Source organism: Halalkalibacter flavus (assembly GCF_036663575.1).
GTDB lineage: Bacteria > Bacillota > Bacilli > Bacillales > Bacillaceae_D > Halalkalibacter > Halalkalibacter flavus.
The window spans coordinates 1-22,987 of the sequence record NZ_JAWRVK010000050.1; the positions used below are offsets into that span (position 1 = coordinate 1).

At 37.9% G+C, this 22,987-nt stretch carries 14 protein-coding genes; 4 read left to right on the forward strand and 10 right to left on the reverse strand.

The features are described from left to right. Window positions 1-130: 130 nt before the first annotated feature. On the reverse strand, window positions 131-1,603 hold the full coding sequence (gene cobA / locus SAY88_RS21685) for a uroporphyrinogen-III C-methyltransferase (RefSeq protein ID WP_332634281.1): 1,473 nt from the start codon (window positions 1,601-1,603) through the stop codon (window positions 131-133). A 423-nt stretch (window positions 1,604-2,026) separates the two neighbouring features. On the opposite strand from cobA, the gene SAY88_RS21690 reads away from it, so the two are divergent. Next, window positions 2,027-3,529 (forward strand): NarK family nitrate/nitrite MFS transporter, encoded by a 1,503-nt coding sequence (locus tag SAY88_RS21690; RefSeq protein WP_332634282.1) that lies wholly within the window; start codon window positions 2,027-2,029, stop codon window positions 3,527-3,529. A 185-nt stretch (window positions 3,530-3,714) separates the two neighbouring features. On the opposite strand, the gene nasC is transcribed toward SAY88_RS21690, so the two are convergent. From nasC to xylB, 3 genes are all read right to left on the reverse strand, one after another. Further along, window positions 3,715-5,853 carry an assimilatory nitrate reductase catalytic subunit NasC gene (nasC, locus tag SAY88_RS21695; protein ID WP_332634283.1) on the reverse strand — a complete coding sequence of 713 codons (2,139 nt, stop codon included), beginning with the start codon at window positions 5,851-5,853 and terminating at the stop codon, window positions 3,715-3,717. Window positions 5,854-5,902: 49 nt separating this feature from the next. Further along, complete coding sequence (gene nirB, locus SAY88_RS21700) at window positions 5,903-8,257, reverse strand: nitrite reductase large subunit NirB (protein WP_332634284.1); 2,355 nt, start codon at window positions 8,255-8,257, stop codon at window positions 5,903-5,905. Window positions 8,258-9,459: 1,202 nt separating this feature from the next. After that, the gene (gene xylB, locus SAY88_RS21705) at window positions 9,460-10,959 is read right to left on the reverse strand and encodes a xylulokinase (protein WP_332634285.1); all 1,500 of its coding nucleotides are present in this window, start codon (window positions 10,957-10,959) and stop codon (window positions 9,460-9,462) included. A 148-nt stretch (window positions 10,960-11,107) separates the two neighbouring features. Between xylB and SAY88_RS21710 the strand changes: the two genes are divergently transcribed. Next, window positions 11,108-11,716 carry a YesL family protein gene (locus SAY88_RS21710; protein ID WP_332634287.1) on the forward strand — a complete coding sequence of 203 codons (609 nt, stop codon included), beginning with the start codon at window positions 11,108-11,110 and terminating at the stop codon, window positions 11,714-11,716. A 35-nt stretch (window positions 11,717-11,751) separates the two neighbouring features. Here SAY88_RS21710 and SAY88_RS21715 read toward each other — a convergent pair whose 3' ends face one another. From SAY88_RS21715 to SAY88_RS21725, 3 genes are all read right to left on the reverse strand, one after another. After that, entirely contained in the window at window positions 11,752-12,573 is an 822-nt protein-coding gene (locus tag SAY88_RS21715) for a carbohydrate ABC transporter permease (protein WP_332634289.1), read from the reverse strand. A gap of 15 nt (window positions 12,574-12,588) precedes the next feature. Continuing rightward, the gene (locus SAY88_RS21720) at window positions 12,589-13,467 is read right to left on the reverse strand and encodes a carbohydrate ABC transporter permease (RefSeq protein WP_332634291.1); all 879 of its coding nucleotides are present in this window, start codon (window positions 13,465-13,467) and stop codon (window positions 12,589-12,591) included. 116 nt (window positions 13,468-13,583) lie between these two features. Next, window positions 13,584-14,912 carry an extracellular solute-binding protein gene (locus SAY88_RS21725; protein ID WP_332634293.1) on the reverse strand — a complete coding sequence of 443 codons (1,329 nt, stop codon included), beginning with the start codon at window positions 14,910-14,912 and terminating at the stop codon, window positions 13,584-13,586. Window positions 14,913-15,155: 243 nt separating this feature from the next. On the opposite strand from SAY88_RS21725, the gene SAY88_RS21730 reads away from it, so the two are divergent. Further along, on the forward strand, window positions 15,156-16,343 hold the full coding sequence (locus SAY88_RS21730) for an ROK family transcriptional regulator (protein WP_332634294.1): 1,188 nt from the start codon (window positions 15,156-15,158) through the stop codon (window positions 16,341-16,343). Between the two features lie 102 nt (window positions 16,344-16,445). After that, window positions 16,446-18,053: a glycoside hydrolase family 43 protein gene (locus SAY88_RS21735; RefSeq protein WP_332634295.1), complete on the forward strand. Its 1,608-nt coding sequence runs from the start codon at window positions 16,446-16,448 to the stop codon at window positions 18,051-18,053. A gap of 232 nt (window positions 18,054-18,285) precedes the next feature. Here SAY88_RS21735 and SAY88_RS21740 read toward each other — a convergent pair whose 3' ends face one another. The 3 genes from SAY88_RS21740 to xylA form a co-directional block, all read right to left on the reverse strand. Beyond that, window positions 18,286-19,332 (reverse strand): aldose epimerase family protein, encoded by a 1,047-nt coding sequence (locus tag SAY88_RS21740; RefSeq protein ID WP_332634296.1) that lies wholly within the window; start codon window positions 19,330-19,332, stop codon window positions 18,286-18,288. A 33-nt stretch (window positions 19,333-19,365) separates the two neighbouring features. After that, the gene (gene tkt / locus SAY88_RS21745; RefSeq protein ID WP_332634297.1) at window positions 19,366-21,372 is read right to left on the reverse strand and encodes a transketolase; all 2,007 of its coding nucleotides are present in this window, start codon (window positions 21,370-21,372) and stop codon (window positions 19,366-19,368) included. A gap of 91 nt (window positions 21,373-21,463) precedes the next feature. Beyond that, window positions 21,464-22,786: a xylose isomerase gene (gene xylA / locus SAY88_RS21750; RefSeq protein ID WP_332634298.1), complete on the reverse strand. Its 1,323-nt coding sequence runs from the start codon at window positions 22,784-22,786 to the stop codon at window positions 21,464-21,466. Between the last annotated feature and the right edge of the window lie 201 nt (window positions 22,787-22,987).

Below are 22,987 nucleotides of genomic sequence, written 5' to 3' on the forward strand. Positions count from 1 at the left end.
AGTAATGTCAAAACGATCGCTATCGTTTTTTAAGATTTCCTCAATCGTACGAATTCCGGCCATTCCGTTTCCTATTAGCACTAATTTCTCTCTCACAATAACCTCTCCTTTTCCTACTTCATTTGCTTTCTTAGCTTTCCAAGGCTAATTCTGCTTCTTCGATCTTTCCAATAGCCTCTGCTACATCCTCGTTATCTATGATCATATCGCCTCGGATATTAGACTTTTTCAAAATAAGATTTGTATCTATTCCTTTACAGATAATTGTTACATTCTCTTGTACTTGTTCTAAAGGTATCCCACTTAATTCTAGAAACTTCAAAAATATCAAAGCTTCAGCAGGAGATGTTAGTAGAATTGTATTAATATGACGCTCCTCTAGTAACCTTGTGAAAGCTGCAATATCTTTGTTTGAAACGTTCTTCTTCCTTACTACAATCCCCTTAGCTAGCGGGGAAAGAGTTGCTCTCTCACTTTCAATTTCAGTTTCATCTCCTACTAACACCGGAGATATGACCGACATGTCTATTAGCTTGGATTTGATACCGATCGTTTGAAGCGTCTTTTTAACTGATTCATTTATTGAATAGAAAGGTAATTGGATATCCCGAACGTCCATACCATTCTCTACAAGCCCTTTTAAAAAGGCAAAGACACTTTTTGTAGAAAGAAAGACCAGCTCATTATCGCTTTCCATTTTTAGTAGGTCGTTAACAGCTCCACTGTCAAAATGATCTCTCTCACATAGTAGCTCATGTTCAAAAACATCTGCTCCATCTTTCTTAAGAGTTGTAACCATCTCTCTATTTCTTTCATTAATAGAAGGAATAAGGATAGCTCTTCCAGAAAGAAGTCTGTTGTCAAACCAAGCTAACTTCGAACGAAGCTTCACAACATCGCCGACAACAATAATGGCTGGGTTCGTAATATTAGCCTGTTCAACCTTGCTTGTGATCGTAGCAAGTGTTCCTTCTACTGTTCTTTGTTTGCTGTAAGTCCCCCAATGGACAACTAACGCTTGCGTATCTCTTCCTTTCCCATGTTTGATCAATTGCTCTGAGATCGTATTAAGGTGTTTAACTCCCATATAGAAGACAATCGTTTCGACTCCTTTGGATAACGACTTCCAATCAACATTAGGTGTTCCATCCTTCCGACTGCCATGTCCTGTGACTACAGCAAAAGAGTTCGAATGCTTTCGATGAGTAATAGGAACTCCCGCATACATCGTTGCCGCAATTCCGGCTGTAATTCCTGGAATGATTTCATAGCGAATGTGGTTCTCTGCTAATAGTTCAGCTTCTTCACCAACTCTTCCAAATACAGCTGGATCACCACCCTTTAAACGGACAACAGTCTTTCCTTTTCTCGCATGAATGAGAATTTCTTTTTGAATATCTTCTTGCCTCAGTGTATGTTTGCAAGGTTGCTTACCGCAGTAAATTAACTTAGCATCATCTTTTACATCAGTTAACAAAAAAGGATTGATTAATCGATCAAAAATGACTACGTCAGCCTGTTGCAAGACCTGTTTTCCTTTTACAGTAATTAAATCTATATCTCCCGGACCAGCCCCTACAAAGTAGACCATTCCACTATTCATTAATCACGCCCCCTTTGCTACTGTAAAGAATTATTTGAATTATATGTATTATCCTAAACCAACATCTTAGATGCATGTTATATTGTGTCAGCTTATCTTACATAGTTTTTTGAAGAAGCGGTATATGACTAGAAATAGTCTATTTTATATAGTAGAAACTCCGATCATGCACTTACGTTGCAAACGTGATTGAACTTAGAAAATAACCATGTTTTTTTAATTCCTAAGAAAATGCCCTTTTCAAACCTTTGTAGCATCAAAGTTCAGAATCCCTTTCCCACCAACCAGTTAAGCGTTATCAGTAAAAAAATCCCACAAGAAAACCTTGTAACATTTCCTATCGAACATTCAGACAACAATAGATAAGTAATGTAAAAATAAAAAATGTATTTGAAATACGGAATTCTAGGGAGGTTTTTTTCGATGACTGTTTCAGAGATTTTTAAGTTTAAGAATGAAAGGATTAAGGTTCTACATTTTACTTGGTTTGCTTTCTTCGTTTCTTTTTTCACTTGGTATAATATGGCACCACTTGCCACTACGATGCTTGAAGCGATGGATTGGCTAACTCCGCAACACATTGCTGCACTCGGTATCTGTAATGTAGCTCTAACAATTCCAGCACGTGTCGTGATAGGCTCACTATTAGATAAGTACGGACCTAGAGTCGTCTATTCAGGTTTACTTATTATTATGTCAATTCCAGCATTAGTCTTTGCCTTTGGTGATAGCTGGGCTCAATTAATGATTGCCCGCCTTGTTCTTGGTAGTATTGGTGCTAGTTTCGTTGTTGGTATTCGAATGGTAGCTGAGTGGTTTCCACCTAAGAGCATCGGTTTTGCTGAAGGAATTTATGGAGGCTGGGGGAACTTTGGTTCTGCTGCTGCCGCTATGCTTCTGCCATGGTTTGGCCTCACCTTGCTTGGTGGTGATAACGGTTGGAGATATGCCTTAGCATTTACTGGTATCATCTGTTTTGTTTACGGCATTATTTATTACATTTGTGTCAGAGACACGCCAGAAGGAAAAGTCCTAATGAAACCAAAACGTTCTGGGGCATTGGAAGTAAGTAGTTGGGGTGATTTAGTTCAGCTAATCGTATGGACGATTCCTCTTGGAGGAGCGCTAGCAATCAGTGCATGGAGATTAGAAGGGTTAGGATTTGTTTCGCAAACAGCACTGTATGTCATTTGGGCCGTTCTTGTGATTGTATTAATCTATCAAATTTATATGATCCTAAAAGTAAATGTCCCTATTCTTAAAAAAGGTGTTCCTGAAGATGACAAATACAAATTTAAAAACGTTGGTGCTTTAAATAGTACGTATTTTGCCAACTTTGGCGCAGAGCTCGCCATCATTTCTATGCTACCAATGTTCTTTCAATTGACATTTTCACTGTCAGCATCACAAGCCGGACTTATTGCTGCATCCTTTGCCTTTGTGAACCTCCTCGCCCGTCCATTAGGTGGTATTCTTTCAGACCGAATGGGGAGCCGTCGTAACGTTATGCTAGTATATATGGCTGGTATTACAATCGGACTTGTTGGTATGGGCTTTATGGACTCAAGCTGGCCTTTAGTTGTTGCTGTAGCTATTACCGTTTTAACGTCTATGTTCATCCAAGGTGCTGAAGGAGCGACGTTTGCAGTTATTCCAATGATTAAGAAACGAGTAACTGGACAAATTGCCGGAATGTCTGGTGCTTATGGAAATGTTGGTGCAACTGTTTATTTAACTCTTTATACATTTGTGACACCACAACAATTCTTCTTTATTCTTGCTGGCGGCGCTTTAGTTAGTTTTCTTATTTGCTTCTTCACTTTAGAAGAGCCTGAAAATTCATTTGGCGAAGAATATTATATGTCTTCAGATGAGTTAAAAGTATTAGAAGCGGAAGATAAGAAGCTTCATAAAAAAGCACTATAAACGAACATCGAAAGAAAGGACTTCCCTTTTATGTTTAGGGCACTGAAAAAGGTCGGTTATACCTTATCAGTGCCCTATTTTTACGTACATGTCCAGATATATACTTAGCTTCTGCTACAGCATTCAGATAATAGACAAAACGAGAGGTTTGCTTGAATCGTAGTATTCAAGCAAACCTCTCATCTTTAATTAGCTATCGGACTAATTTTTACTGCACTTACTTTGAATCCAGGCATTCTACAAGTAGGGTCCAATTTCTTAGAGACCAAACGATTGACATTTTGTGAGTCAGCCCAATGGAATGGGACAAACACTGTATCTTTACGAATTGTTTGCGACCATTTGCTTCTAACAACAATGCTTCCTCGTTTCGATTCTATCTTCACTAACGTGTTATCCTTAATATGGAATTTCTCAGCTGTTGATGGATGAATTTCCATATATGACTCAAACTCACGAGCTGCAAGTGTTGAACTTTTTCTCGTTTGAACTCCTGTTAAATAGTGCGACATAACCCTTCCAGTTGTTAAATAAAGAGGAAACTCTTCAGTAGGCTTTTCTTTAGGGATTTCAGGTTCACTTTGTACGACAACCATCTTCGCTTTCCCATCAGCATGTGCAAACTCTTGCCCAAATAAACGTTTCGTCCCTGGGTGATCTTGATCCGGACAAGGCCACAAGATCCCTTTTTCCTCACGCAAGCGATCATAAGTGATTCCAGAGTAATCAGCAATTCCTCCGCGAGTTGCAACTCTTAATTCATTGAAGATTTCTTCCGGAGAAGAAAATGCAAAGTATTCTCCTTTTCCTAGAGCCTCTGCTACATCACAAATAATTTGCCAATCATGTTTTGCTTCTCCCCGAATTGGGAAACTCGCTTCTCTTAATGTGACTCTTCCTTCTACATTCGTCATTGTACCAGGTGTCTCTAAATAAGATGTTGCTGGTAATATTAAATCAGCTAATCTAGCTGATTCAGAAATGAACATATCTACCGCGACGAAAAAGTCTAACTTTTCAAGAGCTTTTTTTACAAATTCAGCACTCGGGTTAGAGACTACAGGGTTTGAACACATTAAAAACATTCCCTTAATTTCCCCCTCGTCGATCTTTTGAATCATTTCAAAAGCAGAAACCCCTTTTCTCGGTAAATCCTGTTCACGAATTCCCCAAACATCAGCAATATAGTTCCGATGTTCCTCGTTTTCAATTGAACGGTAACCAGGTAATTGGTCAGCCTTTTGCCCATGCTCTCTTGCTCCTTGACCATTACCTTGCCCAGTTACAGCTCCGTATCCTGAGTATTCTTTCCCGATTTTTCCCGTAGCTAAAAGAATATTTAAAAAATTACGCACAGATGCTGATCCATCTGTTTGTTGTTCTATTCCTCTTGCAGTGAAGATCATACCAGACTCTTCTCTCCCGAAGACTGTTGCTGCTTTTTTGATCTGATCAAGGGGTACCCCCGTTTGTTCAGAAATCTCCTCTAAATCTAGTGAAGCTACATATTCCCTCACTTCGTTAAATCCGTTCACTCGCTCAGCGATAAATTGCTCATCAATTAAATTTTCTTCTAAAATGACTTTTAACAACCCGTTTGTTAGAGCTGCATCCATTCCAGGCTTTACTTTCAAGTGCAAATCAGCCATCTTTGTTGTAGCTGTTTCACGGGGGTCAATTGCAATTATAAAAGAACCATTCTCCTTTGCCTTTTCAAAATAAGGCATAATCGTCGGCTGGCATTCCGCAACATTTGTTCCTGCCAAGATGAGGCATCTAGAGTGAGGAATCTCTTGGATTGTATTCGTAAAGCCGCGATCCATCCCAAATGTCTGCGCCGCTGCTGAAGCAGCTGCAGACATACAGAGGCGACCATTATAATCAATGTATCTAGTACCCAAAGCGACTCTAGCAAACTTTCCTAACAAGTATGCTTCCTCATTGGTTATCGTTGCACTTCCATAAACAGATAGCGCATTGTTTCCATGCTCGGTTTGAATCTCTGTAAACTTTTCTTTAATCAAATTTATCGCTTCATCCCATGAGATTCGTACAAACTCTCCATTCACCTTTAACAATGGATGCTTGATTCGATCGTTGTGTACAGCATGCTGATGTGCATTCAATCCTTTAATGCATAGCCGGCCTTCAGAAGTTGGGTTATCTTTCCCAACAGTCTTATACGTTTTCCTCGTAACGGTTGATTGTTCGATGAGCTGCATCTTACACTGCATGCTGCAAAAAGGGCATTGTGTGTCGTAAACTTTCTCTGTTTCTACTTGCTGCTGTCTTTTTCTAAAATACCTTAATAACATTTCTGTCACGATGTCTCATCCTTTGCTAATTTTTTTGTCGCTTCTGGACATGACGTTATTATTTATTACTTAATAAGACTTGCTTATTTTGATAAGAATCACTTTCCAAGGCCTCGATTAGTTGCTGTCTTAATTCGCTATCAAACAACACTTCTCTTATATGCAGTAAGTTAATGCGGTCGATCCATTCCCATGAGCGTTCAGCATATTTGGCTGTTTCCCGGTAGTACTGGATAAAGCCAATGATAATTTCATACACTTCTTGCTCTGTTTCCGCTACACAAAGCAATTGACCTGTTCGCGCATTTCGCCCACTGCTACCACCAACATATACTTCCCATCCTCGATCAAACTGGATGATGCCAATATCTTTTGTCGTTGAACCCGCCCCGTTATGCATACACGAAGAGATGCCCATCTTGACTCGGTACGGTGTTGTTAAGTAGTCTGTTTTCTTCTCTATTTGAACTGCTAGCCGAAGAGCATCATGTTTGTCACACTTACAAACCGTCTCTCCAATACAGGTTTTGATGTTTTGAACGGTATTCCCATACGTACTGCTCAATGGAAGGTCTAAATCTTTCCAGATGGATTCTAAATCTTCCTTTCTTACTCCTGTTAAATGCAATCGTTGTTCACTAGTAATTGCCACATTAGGAATTTGATATTTTTCAACTACGTCAGCAACTTTACGCAGTTCTTCTGCATTGGTCAGTCCGCCGTACATTTGTGGAGTAAGGGAGTATGTGCCATCCGCTTGTCGAGTTGCATTCATTCGCTCATTAATAAAAAGTGATTCTTGCTTCGTCTCATACTCCGGATAAATCATACCTAAATAATATTGCAAAGCGGGACGACAAGTTGGACATCCATCCTCTGTTCTCCACTTAAGTTCATGCATGACCTCGTTAATAGAGTGAAGACTTCTCAGTTGCATCTCTGTTACAATCTCTTCATCTGTTAATGTCGTACATCCACACAACGTTTCTTTCTCTATTACTTCATCAAAATCTTCACTTTGCATATAAGCTAATAAATCGGTTACTAACGGTTTACAGCCCCCACATGCACTTGATGCCTTTGTGCACTTTTTCACTTCTTCTGCTGTTGTCAATTCTTGTGATTGGCAAGCTTCAATAATCGTTCCTTTTGTTACACCATTACAGTTACAAATGAGATCTGTCTGTTCCATCGCAGCCACTTGCGAGTCCTGGCTTGAAGACTGTAAAACGAACATTTTTTCCTCATCTGTAATGACCTTTTGCTTACTAATCATATCTAGTAGCTTGTTACCTGCTTTTGTATCTCCAAACATAACTGAGCCAATCACTTTATCTTCCTTTAGGACAATTTTCTTATAGATTCCAGCTAACTCATCATATTGAGTAATCGTTTTGCTCGTTTCATCAGCATGAAATTGACCTACAGAAAAGACATCCACACCTGAGATCTTTAATTGAGTTGATAAGGTTGATCCTTGATAGCCATTTTCCTCAATTCCACAAATATGCTTGGCTAGAATTCTCCCCTGCTCATAGAGAGGCTTTACTAGACCATAAACCATTCCTCTATGTTCAACGCACTCACCAACAGCGTATATATCAGGAATACTTGTTTGTAAATAATCATTAACAACAATCGCCCGATTCGTCTCAAGCCCACTATCTTTTGCCATTTGAACGTTTGGTCTGACACCGACAGCCATCACGACCGCATCAGCAGAAACGATCGATCCATCTTTAAATCGTAAACCCTCTACTCTGGAATCTCCAATGATTTCTTCCGTTTCCTTTTCTAATAGAAAATTCATCCCTTGTTTTTCAAGCTCTTGTTGAAGCATTTTTGCAGCTGTTTGGTCCAACTGTCTCTCCATTAAATAATTGGCAATATGAACAACATCTACTTCCATTCCTAGATTAAGGAGCCCTCTTGCAGCCTCTAAACCTAGTAAACCACCACCAATTACAATGGCTTTCTTATGATTCTTCGATATATTAATCATCTTCTGACAATCTTCTATAGTCCGAAAGCTTACTACACCTTCTTTGTCCGCTCCTGGAATTGGCAAGACAAATGGTACCGACCCTGTAGCAAAAATAAGTTTGTCGTAGGAAACTTCTCTATCCTTATCTGTTCGAATCACCTTTTTATCAGGATCCACTTTCACAACTGTTTCACCTGTGTAGAGCTTTATACCATTCGAGTCGTACCAAGCACGATTATGAAGTGTTATGTCCTCTACCTTTGTGCCGCCTTGTAGTACTGTTGATAACATGATTCGGTTGTAGTTAAAGTGCGGCTCACTTCCAAAGACCGTTATATCAAACATGTTAGGATTGTTCTTTAAGATTTCCTCAATGCAATTGATGCCTGCCATACCGTTTCCAATTAAGATTAATTTTTTCTTTTTCATCTTAGAAACCCTCCAGATTTAATGGTAATTGACTGTTCCAACAGAACATCCTCGTAAATCACACGTTATTCTTTCATAAGATACATATCATTTACACCTTCAAAATATCTACATCAGTAAAATTTTATCGAATAATGAGTAATAATACTTTAACTATGTCAGATGTGCTGACAAAGAAATCTTTAGGAGATTTTGTTCTACTTGTAAAAAAAACTATTGTCGCTTTAAACAGTAGATTATGAGATCTCGTTCATGAGTCAGTTTTACAAAATTAACTATTACAACCATTTTATCCAAAATAAAAACCCAAATATTTTACAATTCTTTACATTTTTCATCATCTCTTTGAGTACCCTAACATTTGATAACATAATACACTTGAAAGGGATTAAAAAATGAGGCATATCATTCTATCTACATTCTTAATTTTATTAAACTTTAGACAGCAGACTTGGCGAATTGTTCCGAGGTTTTTCAAAGCACTAATCTACATATCATTCATAAACTCTTTATATTACTATTTCTTTAAAAAACACATTTTATGGGAGTTACAGTCAAACAATTTGAATTTAAAACAATTACGCGTGATTCACATCTTTATCATTACACCTTTACTATTTTTACTTTGTATGGCAAACTTCCCTCAAAACAATGTAAGCTTACAAGTTAAACATATCTTGAAATGGTCAATAAAATGCGCATTGGTTGAATTCATAGGGGAAAAATCAAAAATGATTTATTTTAAAAATGGCTGGCATATCTTTTGGTCATGGAGTATCTACATCTTTCTTTTTTCGTTTGGCTACTTATACACAATCAACCCTCTATTTGTCTGGAACATGTCCATACCTACATTGCTTTTCTTCTTGATAAAATTTAAAGCTCCATTTAGAAAAAATCATTTGCTTGGTCCAGTACGTTTATTTTTGAAAAGAGCACGAACACCTTATTTGGTGAAAAAAATAAGAAAGCTTGTAATAAACATCAATAGCCGATACTTGTTTCGCTATTAATACAAAAACCCCTTTAGGCTGAAGAACCTTAAGGGGCTTTTGTTAAGCAAAATTTTGATTATATAACAAAAAAGAATCCCTCAAAATAACCGCATTTCATTTCGAACTAATTTCATTATGATTCCACAAATTACTGTACGACGATAATGAAAGTTAGAGAAACTTGGTTATTGAGACATTCTTTTTCGTTTATTTTTTAAATTTAGCTAAACCTTTATTTAATTCTTTTGTTTGTTTGTATACATCTTTATATAACTGAAATAATTCTTGATATTGTTGAACATTTTCTTCATTAGGGAAGTATTCCTTTTCTACTTGCAAGAAAGAATCTGCACATTCTGACATGGAAGCAAACCATCCACAGCCATACGCTGCTAGCATAGCAGCACCCATACCAGGGCCTTGTTCACTAGATAACTTTACAATTTTAGCATTAAAAACATCCGCTTGCATTTGCAGCCAAGCTTCGTTTTTCGCACCGCCTCCAATTGAGATGATGGAGTCAATTTTTTTCCCTTGTTTCCGAAAGATTTCCACTGATTCATTTAATGAGAACGTAATCCCTTCTAAAACCGCCCGAGCAAAATGCTTCATTTCATGAGAACCATCCATTCCAACAAAACTAGCTCGTATTGTAGCATCAACGTGCGGTGTTCTCTCTCCAACAAGATAAGGTGTAAATAAAAGTCCATTAGAACCTGGAGAAACCGTATCTACGTCAGCTAACAAATCTGTAAAGCTCTCGTTTTCGGCAAACGTATTTTTAAACCAGCTCAGACTATAACCTGCTGCAAGAGTTACTCCCATTGTATAAAAAGCATCAGGAGCACCATGATTAAAGTAATGAAACGCTCCTTGAAAATCTTTGTTTCCATCTGCTTCATACGAAAGAACAATACCAGAAGTTCCTATACTTGCCAAAGTCTTTCCTTCCTCTAGAATTCCTGAGCCAATCGCTCCGCATGCATTATCTGCTCCGCCTGCAAATACACGTGTATTATCAGACAGTCCTGTAAAATCTGCAACCTCCGGAAGGATGACTCCTACTTCATCATGCGATTGAACAAGTGGTGGACAGAAGCCTCGATCCAGCTCAAACAAATCACAAATATCATTGCTCCACTCCTTTTGAGCTACATTCAACAGCAACGTTCCAGCTGCATCGGAAAGATCCATGTGTACTTTCCCTGTCAACTTTAAGCGAACATAATCTTTTGGAAGTACGAAAACCTTTGCTTTTGCAAAAATGTCAGGCTCATGTTTTTTGACCCAGAGGATTTTAGGTAAGGTGAAACCTTCTAATGCAGGGTTTTTTGTTATTTCCAAAAGCTGAGCCTCGCCAACCGTTTGATAAATTTCCTCGCATTCTGCTGTCGTTCTCGTATCATTCCACAAAATCGCATTGCGCAATGGTTGATTATTTTCATCTAGCAACACCAATCCATGCATTTGACCCGAAAAGCTAATCCCTTCAATATCTTCTTTGTTATCCGAAAATTCTTCAAGAAGTTTTTGTAATCCTGCAAGTGTTTGATTTACCCAAGCATCCGGATCTTGTTCACTATATCCAGCTTTTTCTTGTATTAAAGGGTAATCTTTTGAAACTTCCTTCACAACTTCACCATTTTGATCAACAAGCAGGATCTTAACAGCACTTGTCCCCAAGTCTACTCCTACTACATATTTCATGAATCCTCACTCCTTGCCAACATATTATCTTGTCACCTGCATTAATTCGTTTGTTCATTCATTAGACAAACAAAGTTTTTTTGTTTTATAGAAATTACTTAACAATCCCATTATAATAGAATGAGTTTCTTACTAGGGAGGTACTTCCATGGGTCGAGCTTTATACAGTATGTTAGAATGGATCACACGCTTTGCTTATATTAATGTATTGTGGATTTTCTTCACAATAGCCGGTGGTGTCATCCTCGGGTTGTTCCCAGCAACGATCGCGATGTTTTCACTTATAAGACAATGGTTAAGGGGCCACTCCGATATGCCTGTTTTCCCTTCTTTTTGGAAATATTATAAACACGAATTTTGGAAAAGCAACCGTTTAGGATTGATTATTTATCTGTTTGCTTTTGTATTTGGATTCAATATTATTTTCCTACATGCAAATATGGGTGAACTTATAACATGGACATATGCACCATTGCTTGCAGGCTTACTGCTCTTCATTTTAGTGATCATTTATTTATTTCCAACTTATGTTCATTACGATTTACCAGTAATGCAAATTATAAAAAATGCTTTCTTAACGATGTTAGTTAGCCCAATGTACAGCTTTTTCATCATGATTAGTTTGGGAGCTTTCTATATTATCGTAACAGTCATCCCAGCTTTGGCGTTAATTTTTGGTGCAAGCTTTTTTAGCTTCATTACTTTATGGTTTTCCTTACATGCATTTTCTAAAATAGAACATAAACACAAAAGGTAGCGAATCACCTGTCTTTAAAAGGCGGGTGATTCTTATTATCCTTTTACCGCACTAGAAGAAATACCTTCAACAATTTTGTTACTAAAGAACAAGAATGCGACTAAGATTGGCAATACACTAATAACAAGAGTTGCTCCAATTGCGCCCCAGTCTGTCATATATTGACCAACAAAGTTTTGAATACCAACTGTTAACGTTTTATATTGGTCAGAACTGATAAACGTGTTAATAAACACAAACTCATTCCAGTTGTAAATCATATTAATGATCGCTGTTGTTGCAAGAATCGGTGCAGAGATCGGTAAAATAATTCTGAAAAACAATCTATGAAGTGATGCTCCATCAATAATCGCAGCTTCTTCGATTTCTTTCGGAAGTGTATAGTAAAATCCAAGTAAAATCATCATTGTAATAGGCAAGTTATAGGCCGTATATGTGATAACAATTGAAATTGGATTATTTATCAAATTCACACTTAAAAACATGTTAAAAAGTGGAATTAAAGCTGAGTGAATCGGGATCATTAACCCTATCATAAACAAACCTAAGACTAATTTACTAAGCTTCCATTTCATGCGTGTAATAACAAAGACCGCCATACTTGCAAACAATAGTGTTATTGCAATAGATAGTCCAGTAATCCAAACACTGTTCCAGAAATAGGTACCAATCCCGCCTTCCCAAACAACTAAATAGTTTTCCCATCTAATTTCTTGTGGTAAAGCAAAAGGTGAACCTGCAAAAATTTCTCGATTGCTCTTTAAAGAGAAAAGGAACAACCAGACTATAGGGAATATTTGAAAAAGGGCAACAATGCCTAAACAAAAATATAGAAAAAAGTATCCTACGCGTCCCATTACATAAACCTCCCTTTAATATTGGATCTCCTCTTTATCCGCTGTAAGCTTACGGATAATAACAGTGACAACTAATGTAATAATTAGCAACATGAAACCAACGGCACTTCCGTAGCCAAAGTTATAGTTACCAAAAGCAAGCTTATACATATAAGAAGCCATAACTTCACTTGCTCCGTTTGGTCCTCCACCAGTCATAACATAAATTAAATCAAAATATTTAAGTGAACCGACAACCGCAAGGACAATTGTTACTTTAACTACACCCATTATTAAAGGCAACTTGATGCGGGTTGCAATTTGAAATGGTGTTGCTCCATCGATTTTTGCAGCTTCTACCATTGATTCCGGGATCCCTTTTAAAGCAGCGTAGTAAATTAAGATATAGAAACCTGCGTATTGCCATAAAATCGGGATAAAGATTGAATACAGAACAATGTTTGGATCAGCAAGCCATAGTGGTGGGTTCTGAACACCAAACCAACCAAGAATTTCATTTAACATTCCATTTGATGGATTGTACACTTTAATCCATAGCTGTGCGATCGCAACAGAAGATAATAACATAGGAATTAAATAAATTTTCCTTAAAAGGTCTGCTCCTTTTATTTTGGAAGCTAAAATCATTGATACTGCTAAATAAACAACTAAACTAAGCGTTGAAAATACGGCTAACAGAGCAGAGTTTCCTGCACTTTGCCAAAACTTACCATCCGTTAGTACGTTAAGGTAGTTTTCTAAACCGATGAACTGCATTGCTCCAATCCCATCCCATCTCATCAGCCCATAGTACCCTGTTAAAAGTAAAGGAATGAAGATTAGAATACCAACTAATAACAATGCAGGGAGAAGATACAAAGTGATAAACCACTTGTTCGACATAACTTTATGCATAGCGTATTAACCCCCTTAAAAGATAGAAAAGGACAAACCAGTTAAGGATTTGTCCTTTTCGCTTATCACTGGATGCAAAACATATTGTTTTAAATTCTTGTAATGATTATTCTGCTTTATTCAGCTGCAAGTGCTGCTTCTTGTTGTGCAGCAAATTCCTCAGGAGTGATTTGTCCACCAAATAGAGCTTGGATTAAATCTAAGTGAGTTTGAGCTGCTGAAGCAGTCATTTGTACGTCTGCATATAGCGTTAAGCCTGTTGCTTGGTTAAGGTCTTCAAGTACATCTACGTACATATCAGGAAGATCTAAGCTTTCACCGTCAACGATTGTTGCAGGCAGAACACCAGCCTCAGATACTGCTTTTGAACCCCATTGCTCTACGAAATAAGTTGCAAATTGTTTTGCTTCTTCTTTCACATCAGAGTTTTCAGCTACGAATAGCCCAACCCCAGGACCACCTACAAAGCTATTGTGGTCACCTTGACCATCTACAGTAGGGAACTTGAAGAATCCAACATTATCTCTGAACTCTTGTGGAACATCTTCATTTGTAGTGAAGTTTGGTAAATCCCAAGTTGCAATCATATACATTGCTGATTGCTCGTTCATGAACATGCTCTTCGCTTCTTCATCAGCCATACCGTTGAAGCCGTTTACAAATGCATTGCTGTCAACCATTTCTTGTACTTTTGCAGCAGCATCAACAAATGCTTGATCTTCAAAAGATGCTTCTCTTGCAATAGCGTTTGTTAGTAAGTCCGAACCGCCAATTCTATCAGCAAAGTACATATACCACATTGAACCAGTCCAGCTATCTCTGTTTCCTAATGCGATTGGCTGTACATTGTTTTCAGTTAAAGTAGATACTACTTGTTGTAACTCTTCGTATGTTTCTGGCGCTTCTAAACCATACTCGTCAAAGATCTCTTTGTTATAGTAAACATATACTGTATTTAACTCTAAAGGTAATCCGTAAGATTGACCTTCTTTTTCGTAAGCTTCAACAGTTCCAGCTACGAATTGGTCTCTTAATCCATCTTCTAATACATCATCTAATGGTGCAAATTTGTTTCCTGAAACAAATGGATCTAAGTATCCAGCTGCCCATGTCATCCCAACATCAGGAAGTTCATTTGCTGCTGAAAGTACTGTGATTTGATCTTTGTATTGCTCGTTACTTAAAACTTGAAGATCAATTGTAATATTTTCATTTTCAGCTTCAAAATCTGCAATGATTTCGTTTACAATTCGATGGTGCCCTGCAGAACTACCTTGTGGCCATAAGTGCATAAAATCAACTGTTGCAGTATCTCCTGACGGTGCAGCTCCTTGCTCATTCTCTCCAGCTTGACCGCCATCAGTGTCACCGCCACCGCAACCTGTAGCAATCATTGCCCCTGCTAATAAAGCAACCAATGATGTAATCGCTTTCTTCTTAAACATTTTATTAACCCCCTTGTTTGTTGGAAGAGTTAGCTCTTTACTAACTTTGAATTTATAATAACATGCAAAACATTGTTTGTCTAGTGAATGAACTAAGTGTATAATAAATTTATAGACGATACATCAAGCCGAAGGAAACGTTTGCACCAACCACTTTCCACCGCTTCTCTTTTCCAACAACCCTATTGGTTAATCTCTTAAAATATGGTACTTTTAAAAAAAAGAAAAGAAAGCGTGAACAAAATGAAAATAAATCAAACATTTAATCAGCATGTGGTTAAGAAACGGAATAAGTCCTTGCTTCTTCATTGTATTAAGGAAACATTTCCTGTATCCAGAGCCGAACTCGCTAATAGTACGGGGTTAAACAAAGGAACCGTTTCTTCCCTTGTAAATGAGTTAATTGATGAACAATTAATTCTTGAATCTGGTCCTGGTTTATCAAGTGGCGGCAGACGACCTGTTATGCTACTATTCAACCAATCAGCAGGTTATACAATTGGTGTTGATATCGGCGTTAACTATGTTCTTGCAATACTTACAGATTTACAAGGAAATATTAGCAATGAAAAACTCGTCGAAACACTAAACTTGTCTTTTGAAGAAACGACAGAAAAGATTTTTACCTTAATTGATGAATTAATCGCCACAATGCCAGGAAGCCCTTATGGTGTTGTTGGAATCGGGATCGGCGTACCAGCTGCTGTCAATAACGAAGAAGAAATCATTCTTGCACCAAACTTAAAATGGAAAAACAAAAATTTAAAAAAGGTCATCGAAGAGAAGTACAAAATTCCAGTTAAGATAAAGAATGAAGCAAATGCAGGTGCTTATGGAGAGAAGAAATTTGGCGTTGGTAAAGAGTTTGATAATATCGTCTATATTAGTGGAGGAATTGGTATTGGGGTAGGCCTTATTCTTAACGGGAAGCTTTATAAAGGAAACAACGGCTTCTCCGGAGAGCTTGGACATATGACTATTAATATGTATGGTCCTTTATGTAATTGTGGCAACAAAGGATGCTGGGAGTTATATGCCTCTGAGAAGGCTCTTCTTGAAATGGTGAGGCAATATGGGATCCCAATGAAGAGTGAACAGGAGCTATCTCTTGAATTCATTACGAAGCTAGCAAGAAACGGTGACCCGAAGATAATCGAGCTGATAGGGCAATTGGCTGAGCATTTAGCAATTGGGATTAACAACATCATTAATACGTTTAACCCAGAACAAATTATTATTGGGAACCGTTTAGTAACTTTACAAAACTGGCTAGATGAACCTTTAAGAGAAAGTATGAAAAAGAATGCGTTAACCACTCATCAGAAGGACTTGCAAATTCACTTTTCAAAATTGGAGAGTAGATCTGCTGCTTTAGGTGTTGCCGCTTTTTCTGCTGAGAACTTCCTTACGATGAATTTAGAAGAAGCTTAATAGTAACGTCTAAAAGTTTCATTGATACATGAGGAAGAGAGGTCCTTTTAGAAAAACATTATTTGAATTTCTCAAAAATATCACTGTAGAGGTGGATGTAAAATGAACAAAATTCAAAACCCTATCTTAACAGGTTTTAATCCTGATCCAAGCATTTGTCGTGCAGGAGAAGATTACTACATTGCTGTATCTACATTTGAATGGTTTCCCGGTGTTGGTATCTACCATTCAAAAGACTTAAAAAACTGGCGTCTTGTTTCTAGACCACTTAACCGTTTAAGCCAATTGAACATGATGGGCAATCCTGATTCTGGTGGTATTTGGGCACCTGCTCTTTCATATAGTGATGGTAAGTTTTGGTTAATTTACACCGATGTAAAGGTAACAGAAGGCCAGTGGAAAGACAGTCATAATTACCTCGTTACTTGTGACACAATTGATGGTGAATGGTCTGAGCCTATTTATATGAACAGCTCAGGTTTTGATCCTTCTTTATTTCATCATGAAGATGGGAAAAAATATTTCGTCAACATGGTTTGGGACCATCGCGCATCTCACCATAATTTCTACGGTATTGTACTTCAAGAATATAACGTAGAAGAACAAAAGCTAGTAGGTAAAAAGGAGATTATTTTTAAAGGAACAGATATTAAATTAACAGAAGCACCACATCTATATAAAATTGGTGATTATTATTATTTATTAACAGCTGAAGGTGGTACAAAATATGATCACCAAGCTACGATTGCACGTTCAAAGAACTTATGGGGACCATATGAAGTTCACCCAGAAAATCCTTTAATTTCATCTTTTGCACATCCAAGAAATCCATTACAAAAAGCAGGACATGCATCCATTGTTCAAACACACACTGATGAGTGGTTCCTTGTTCATTTAACGGGAAGACCTCTTCCAAGAGAGGGACAACCAATTCTAGATCCACGTGGCTTCTGTCCTCTTGGTAGAGAAACAGCGATCCAACGTCTCGAGTGGAAAGATGATTGGCCTTACGTAGTTGGAGGAAATCAACCTTCTCTTGAAATTGATGGTCCTTCTATTGAAGAAGTAAAATGGGATGCGGATTATCCAGAGAAGGATGATTTTGATAGTGAGGAACTAAACCTTAACTTCCAAACACTACGTATCCCTCTAGGAGAAAATACGCTTTCTCTAAAAGATAAGCCGGGTCATTTACGTTTATACGGAAAAGAGTCATTGTCTTCAAAATTCACTCAAGCTTATGTAGCTAGACGCTGGCAGCATTTTAATTTTACAGCGGAAACAAAGGTAGCATTTGATCCTGATACGTTCCAACAAGCTGCAGGACTTGTAAACTATTACAACACTCAAAACTGGACAGCTCTACAAGTAACTTGGAATGAAGAAAAAGGCAAAGTTCTTGATATTATGACATCTGACAATTTTACGTTTGATCAGCCACTAAAAGGCCGCGAAATTTCCATTCCGGCAGACGTAGAATACGTTTACTTACGCGTTGATGTTACAACAAATACGTATCGTTATTCGTATTCATTTGATGGAGACAATTGGACTGAGATTGAGATCGACTTTGCTTCATACAAGCTATCAGATGATTACATTCAAGGCGGAGGATTCTTCACTGGTGCCTTCGTTGGAATGCAATGCCAAGATACATCTGGTCAAAGCCGTCCTGCTGACTTTGATTATTTCAACTATAAAGAAAAATAAAAGATTGTGCAAACCACATGTGTACTGTTTGGGTCACATGTGGTTTCTTTATTTTCTGGGGACTACTCCCTTTTTTTCCACAAGACTGTTTTCGCATACTTTGTTGTTTTTATGGGTAATGTGGTCGATCCATTGCGCTACACTTCACTATGAGAAAAACCTTTCTTCACTTTACGACAAAAGAACCACTTCCTTTAAAGAAAGTGGTTCTTTCAAGTTATATTATTTCTTATTACATCACAGAGAAGCGATACTTTGTCGACTTTCTATATTTCTCATCCTTATCCAATACAATAGATGGAAACGTCGGGTGATGAATGGCATCGGGATGATGCTGCGTCTCAAGACATACTCCTAGATGCTTTCTTGCTGTAACGCCTCTAATCTCAAAATCATCAGCCATCATATTAGAAGTATATAATACAACAGAAGGTTCATCCGTTTCTACGATCAGCTTTCTGCCATTTTGGTGATCAATTAAGCAGATTTCCTCTTCGCGATTCGTACTCAATACAAGTGGATGGTCATATCCTCCGCTAACTAGTTTATTCTGTTGATGATCGGATTGAACCCCATCTTTTATTTTCCTTCCATTTCGAAAATCAAAAGCCGTTCCATCAACTGCCTCCAACTCTCCTGTAGGAAGCAGGGAATCACTTAACTTTAGAAAGTGATCGCTTTTTAGTGTTAATTCGTGTTCAAGAATATCCCTTTTTAGATCACCACTTAAATTAAAATAAGAGTGATTGGTTAAATTTATGAGCGTTTTTTTGTCCGTTGTTGCGTAATAAGAAATATCGAGCTCATTTTTATTGTTTAAAGTATAGGTAATGTTAACCGTTACGGTACCTGGGTACCCTGCTGTTCCATCAGAGCTCTCATGTGAAAAGATAACCTTGAGTTCATCTGCTCCTTTTTCAACTTTTGCATCCCAAATCACTTTATCAAATCCAAGATCTCCACCATGAAGGTGATTGACACCTTCATTGTTTGGAAGATCATAAGTTATACCATCTAATTCAAATTGCGAGCTTGCTATTCTACCAGCAACACGACCAACGACGCAACCAAAGAAAGGAGAATGATTAATATATTCCTCGATTGAATCAAAGCCTAATACGACATTTTCTACCTTGTCATTTTGATCTGGAACAAGAACCTTTGTTATGGTGCAGCCATAATTAATACAACTAAGTTCCATTCCGCTGCTATTTATCAAAGTAAAGATCTTCACTTCCTGACCATTTACTTCTCCAAAAACCCCTTCACGAATTTCCACTATCATCACCTTCTACGAATAAGCTACATTTTGTTATTTAGTAAGAGCTTCTTTCATATTTGAGACAACATTCTCAACTGTAAAACCATACTCTTTTAAGATTTTACTAGCTGGCGCTGAAGCACCAAATTGGTCTATCGCGATCACTTTGCCATTGTCCCCAACATATTTATGCCATCCAAGCGATGAACCCATTTCTATTCCGACACGAGCTATAATGTGAGGTGGTAATACACTGTTCTTATATTCTTCTGATTGTTGTTCAAAACGGTCCCAGCTAGGCATGCTAACAACGGAAACAAAAATACCTTCAGCCTCTAATTGTTTCTGTGCTTCAACTGCTAATTGTACTTCAGAACCAGTTGCAAGCAATACACCAGTTTGTTCTCCAGCTGCTTCTGCTACAACATAAGCTCCTTTTGCCACACCTTCATAGGCAACATCTAAAGACTTGGAATTCGTCATTAGATCTTGACGGCTTAATACAAGCATTGTTGGCTTGTCTTTTGACTCGAGTGCTACTTTCCAAGCTGCAACGGTCTCATTCCCATCTGCTGGACGAATCACGCTTACATCCGGCATTGCACGGAATGAAGCTAGTTGTTCTACCGGCTCATGTGTTGGACCATCTTCCCCAACAGCCACACTATCATGAGTAAAGACGTACGTTACAGGCAGCTTCATTAGTGCTGACAATCGAACGGCTGGGCGTAAATAATCAGAGAAGACAAAGAATGTAGCACCAAAAGGTTTCACACCTCCGTGTAAAGCCATCCCATTTACCATAGCCGCCATTCCAAATTCACGGACACCAAACCAAACGTTTCTTCCACTATAATTTGAACGACTGAAATTCTCTTCTCCTTTTAACATCGTTTTGTTTGAAGAAGCTAAGTCGGCTGACCCACCAAAAATAGAAGGAACGTTCTTCGCAAAAGCATTTAATGCATCACCACCAGATGAACGTGTTGCAACTTTATCCACGCCTGCTACATAAGAAGGTAACTCTTTGTCAAAATTAACAGGCAGTTCTCCGATCATAGCTTGTTTGAACTGCTCTCCTAATTCAGGGAACTTTTGTTGATAGTCTGCAACAAGTTGATTCCACTCTTCTTCTTGTTTCGCACCTTCTTCTTTTACTTGTTCAAACAAACTCTTCACTTCACTCGGTACGTGAAAATCATCATATGTCCATTTATAATTTTCTTTTGTTAATTTAATTTCATCCGCACCTAATGGAGCACCATGAGATGCTGATTTTCCACTTTTATTTGGAGACCCGTAACCAATTGTTGTTTTCACTTCAATTAATGTCGGTCTTTCGTCTTGTTGAGCTAATTTAATCGCTTTTTCTATTTCATCAAGATCATTTCCATCTTCAATACGAAGGTAGTGCCATCCATATGCTTTAAAGCGTTCTTCAACACTTTCTGAGAATGAAAGATGTAGATCCCCATCAAGTGAAATATCATTAGAATCATATAACACAATTAGTCTACCGAGACTTAGATGCCCAGCTAGTGAAGCTGCCTCTGCGGAAACACCTTCCATCAAGTCACCATCTCCACAAATGCTGTATGTATAATGGTCTACAACATTGTAATTGTCACGATTAAATTTTGCCGCTAAATGTCTTTCAGTCATCGCCATTCCAACAGCCATTGCGAATCCTTGACCAAGTGGCCCTGTTGTTGCATCTACCCCAGCGGTATGACCAAACTCAGGATGACCTGGCGTATTGCTTCCCCACTGACGGAAATTTTTTAAATCGTCCACCGTAACATCGTATCCTGTTAAGTGAAGAATACTGTATAGCAACATGGATCCATGTCCTGCCGATAAAACAAAACGGTCACGGTTAAACCAGTTTGGATTGGCTGGGTTATGCTTCATTTGCTCACCATATAAAGAAAATGCCATTGGTGCTGCACCCATAGGAAGGCCTGGATGACCGGAGTTTGCTTTCTCAATGCTATCAATGGAAAGTGTACGAATTGTATTTACAGCTAGTTTTTTAGTTGTTTCTACTTTTGTTAACATGGACTCCACTCCTCTAAAGAGTTATTTTTTTATTTCAAAAAAAATGTACTGAAAACCGTTAAGCACTCAGTACATTTTTCTTTTTATAGGACTATTTGGCGAATGTTTCAAGAAGATATTTATTTAGAATACCTTTTAATTGTTCTTGTCTTCCAGAAGTATTTTTGATTTCAGTAAGTTCAAGAGCATACTTCTCTAACTTGTGGAAATCTGCTTTTCCTTCAACAATATCAAGACCAATTCCTGAAGTGTAGCTGCTGTAGCGTTCTTCAACAAAGTTGTCTAATACTTTATCGTCAATTAAGCGTTGTGCTACTTTTGCACCAATCGCAAACGCATCCATACCAGCGATATGAGCGTGGAATAAATCATCTGTGTCAAATGATCCACGTCTTACTTTCGCGTCAAAGTTCAATCCACCTGTACCAAGACCATTATTTTTAATGATTTCGTACATCGCTAACGTTGTAGAGTGAAGGTCTGTTGGGAATTCATCAGTATCCCACCCAAGCAATGTATCTCCTTGGTTTGCATCAACAGAACCTAACATGCCGTTAATACGAGCAGTACGTAATTCATGTTCAAATGTGTGACCAGCAAGAGTAGCATGGTTAGCTTCGATATTAAACTTGAAAGTATCTTGTAAATCATATTTTTGTAAGAACGCTAGACCTGTTGCAACATCAAAATCATATTGGTGCTTAGTTGGCTCTTGCGGCTTAGGCTCGATTAAGAATTGAGCATCAAAACCAATTTCTTTTGCATAATCTTTTGCCATATGGAAGAAACGAGCAAGGTTATCTAACTCAAGTCCCATATCTGTATTTAGAAGTGTCTCATATCCTTCACGTCCACCCCAGAATACATAGTTTTCTGCTCCTAGTTCTTTACCAACTTCAAGACCTTTTTTCACTTTTGCAGCAGCGTAAGCAAAAATATCTGCATTTGGTGCTGTTGCCGCTCCATGTACCCAACGTGGGTGAGTAAACATGTTTGCTGTATTCCATAGTAATTTCACTTTACTTGTCTTCATGTAATCTTTGATCATAGCAACAATTTCATCAATGTTGTTAAGTGTTTCTTTTAGTGAATCTGTTTCAGGTGCGATATCCAAATCGTGGAAACAGAAATATGGAACACCTAGTTTTTCAAAAAATTCAAATGAAGCTTCTACGCGAGCTTTCGCAAGGTCGATTCCTGATAGGTGACCGTATGGACGTACAGCAGTACCAGCTCCAAATGGATCATTACCTTCACCAGTGAATGTGTGCCAGTAAGAAACACCAAAGCGAAGTAACTCTTCCATTGTTTGTCCGTTTATTTTTTCCTCTGGGTTGTAATACTTAAATGCGAAAGGATTTGTTGAATTAGCACCTTCGAATTTTACATGATTAACATTTTTAAAATAGCTCATTTGTTTAACCCCCAATGTATTGTTTTGGTAGAAATCGCTTTCATCTGTTTTTATTATAGCACCAGTAACTTAGTTTGTCTATTGAACGTACAAAGTTTTTAAAAAAAAATTTCACCTATACTATTTGTTAATAAAAACCGTTATCATAAGCGGTGTAGCAATGGTACATATGAAGTGACTATACTTCATAACGTCACTTAA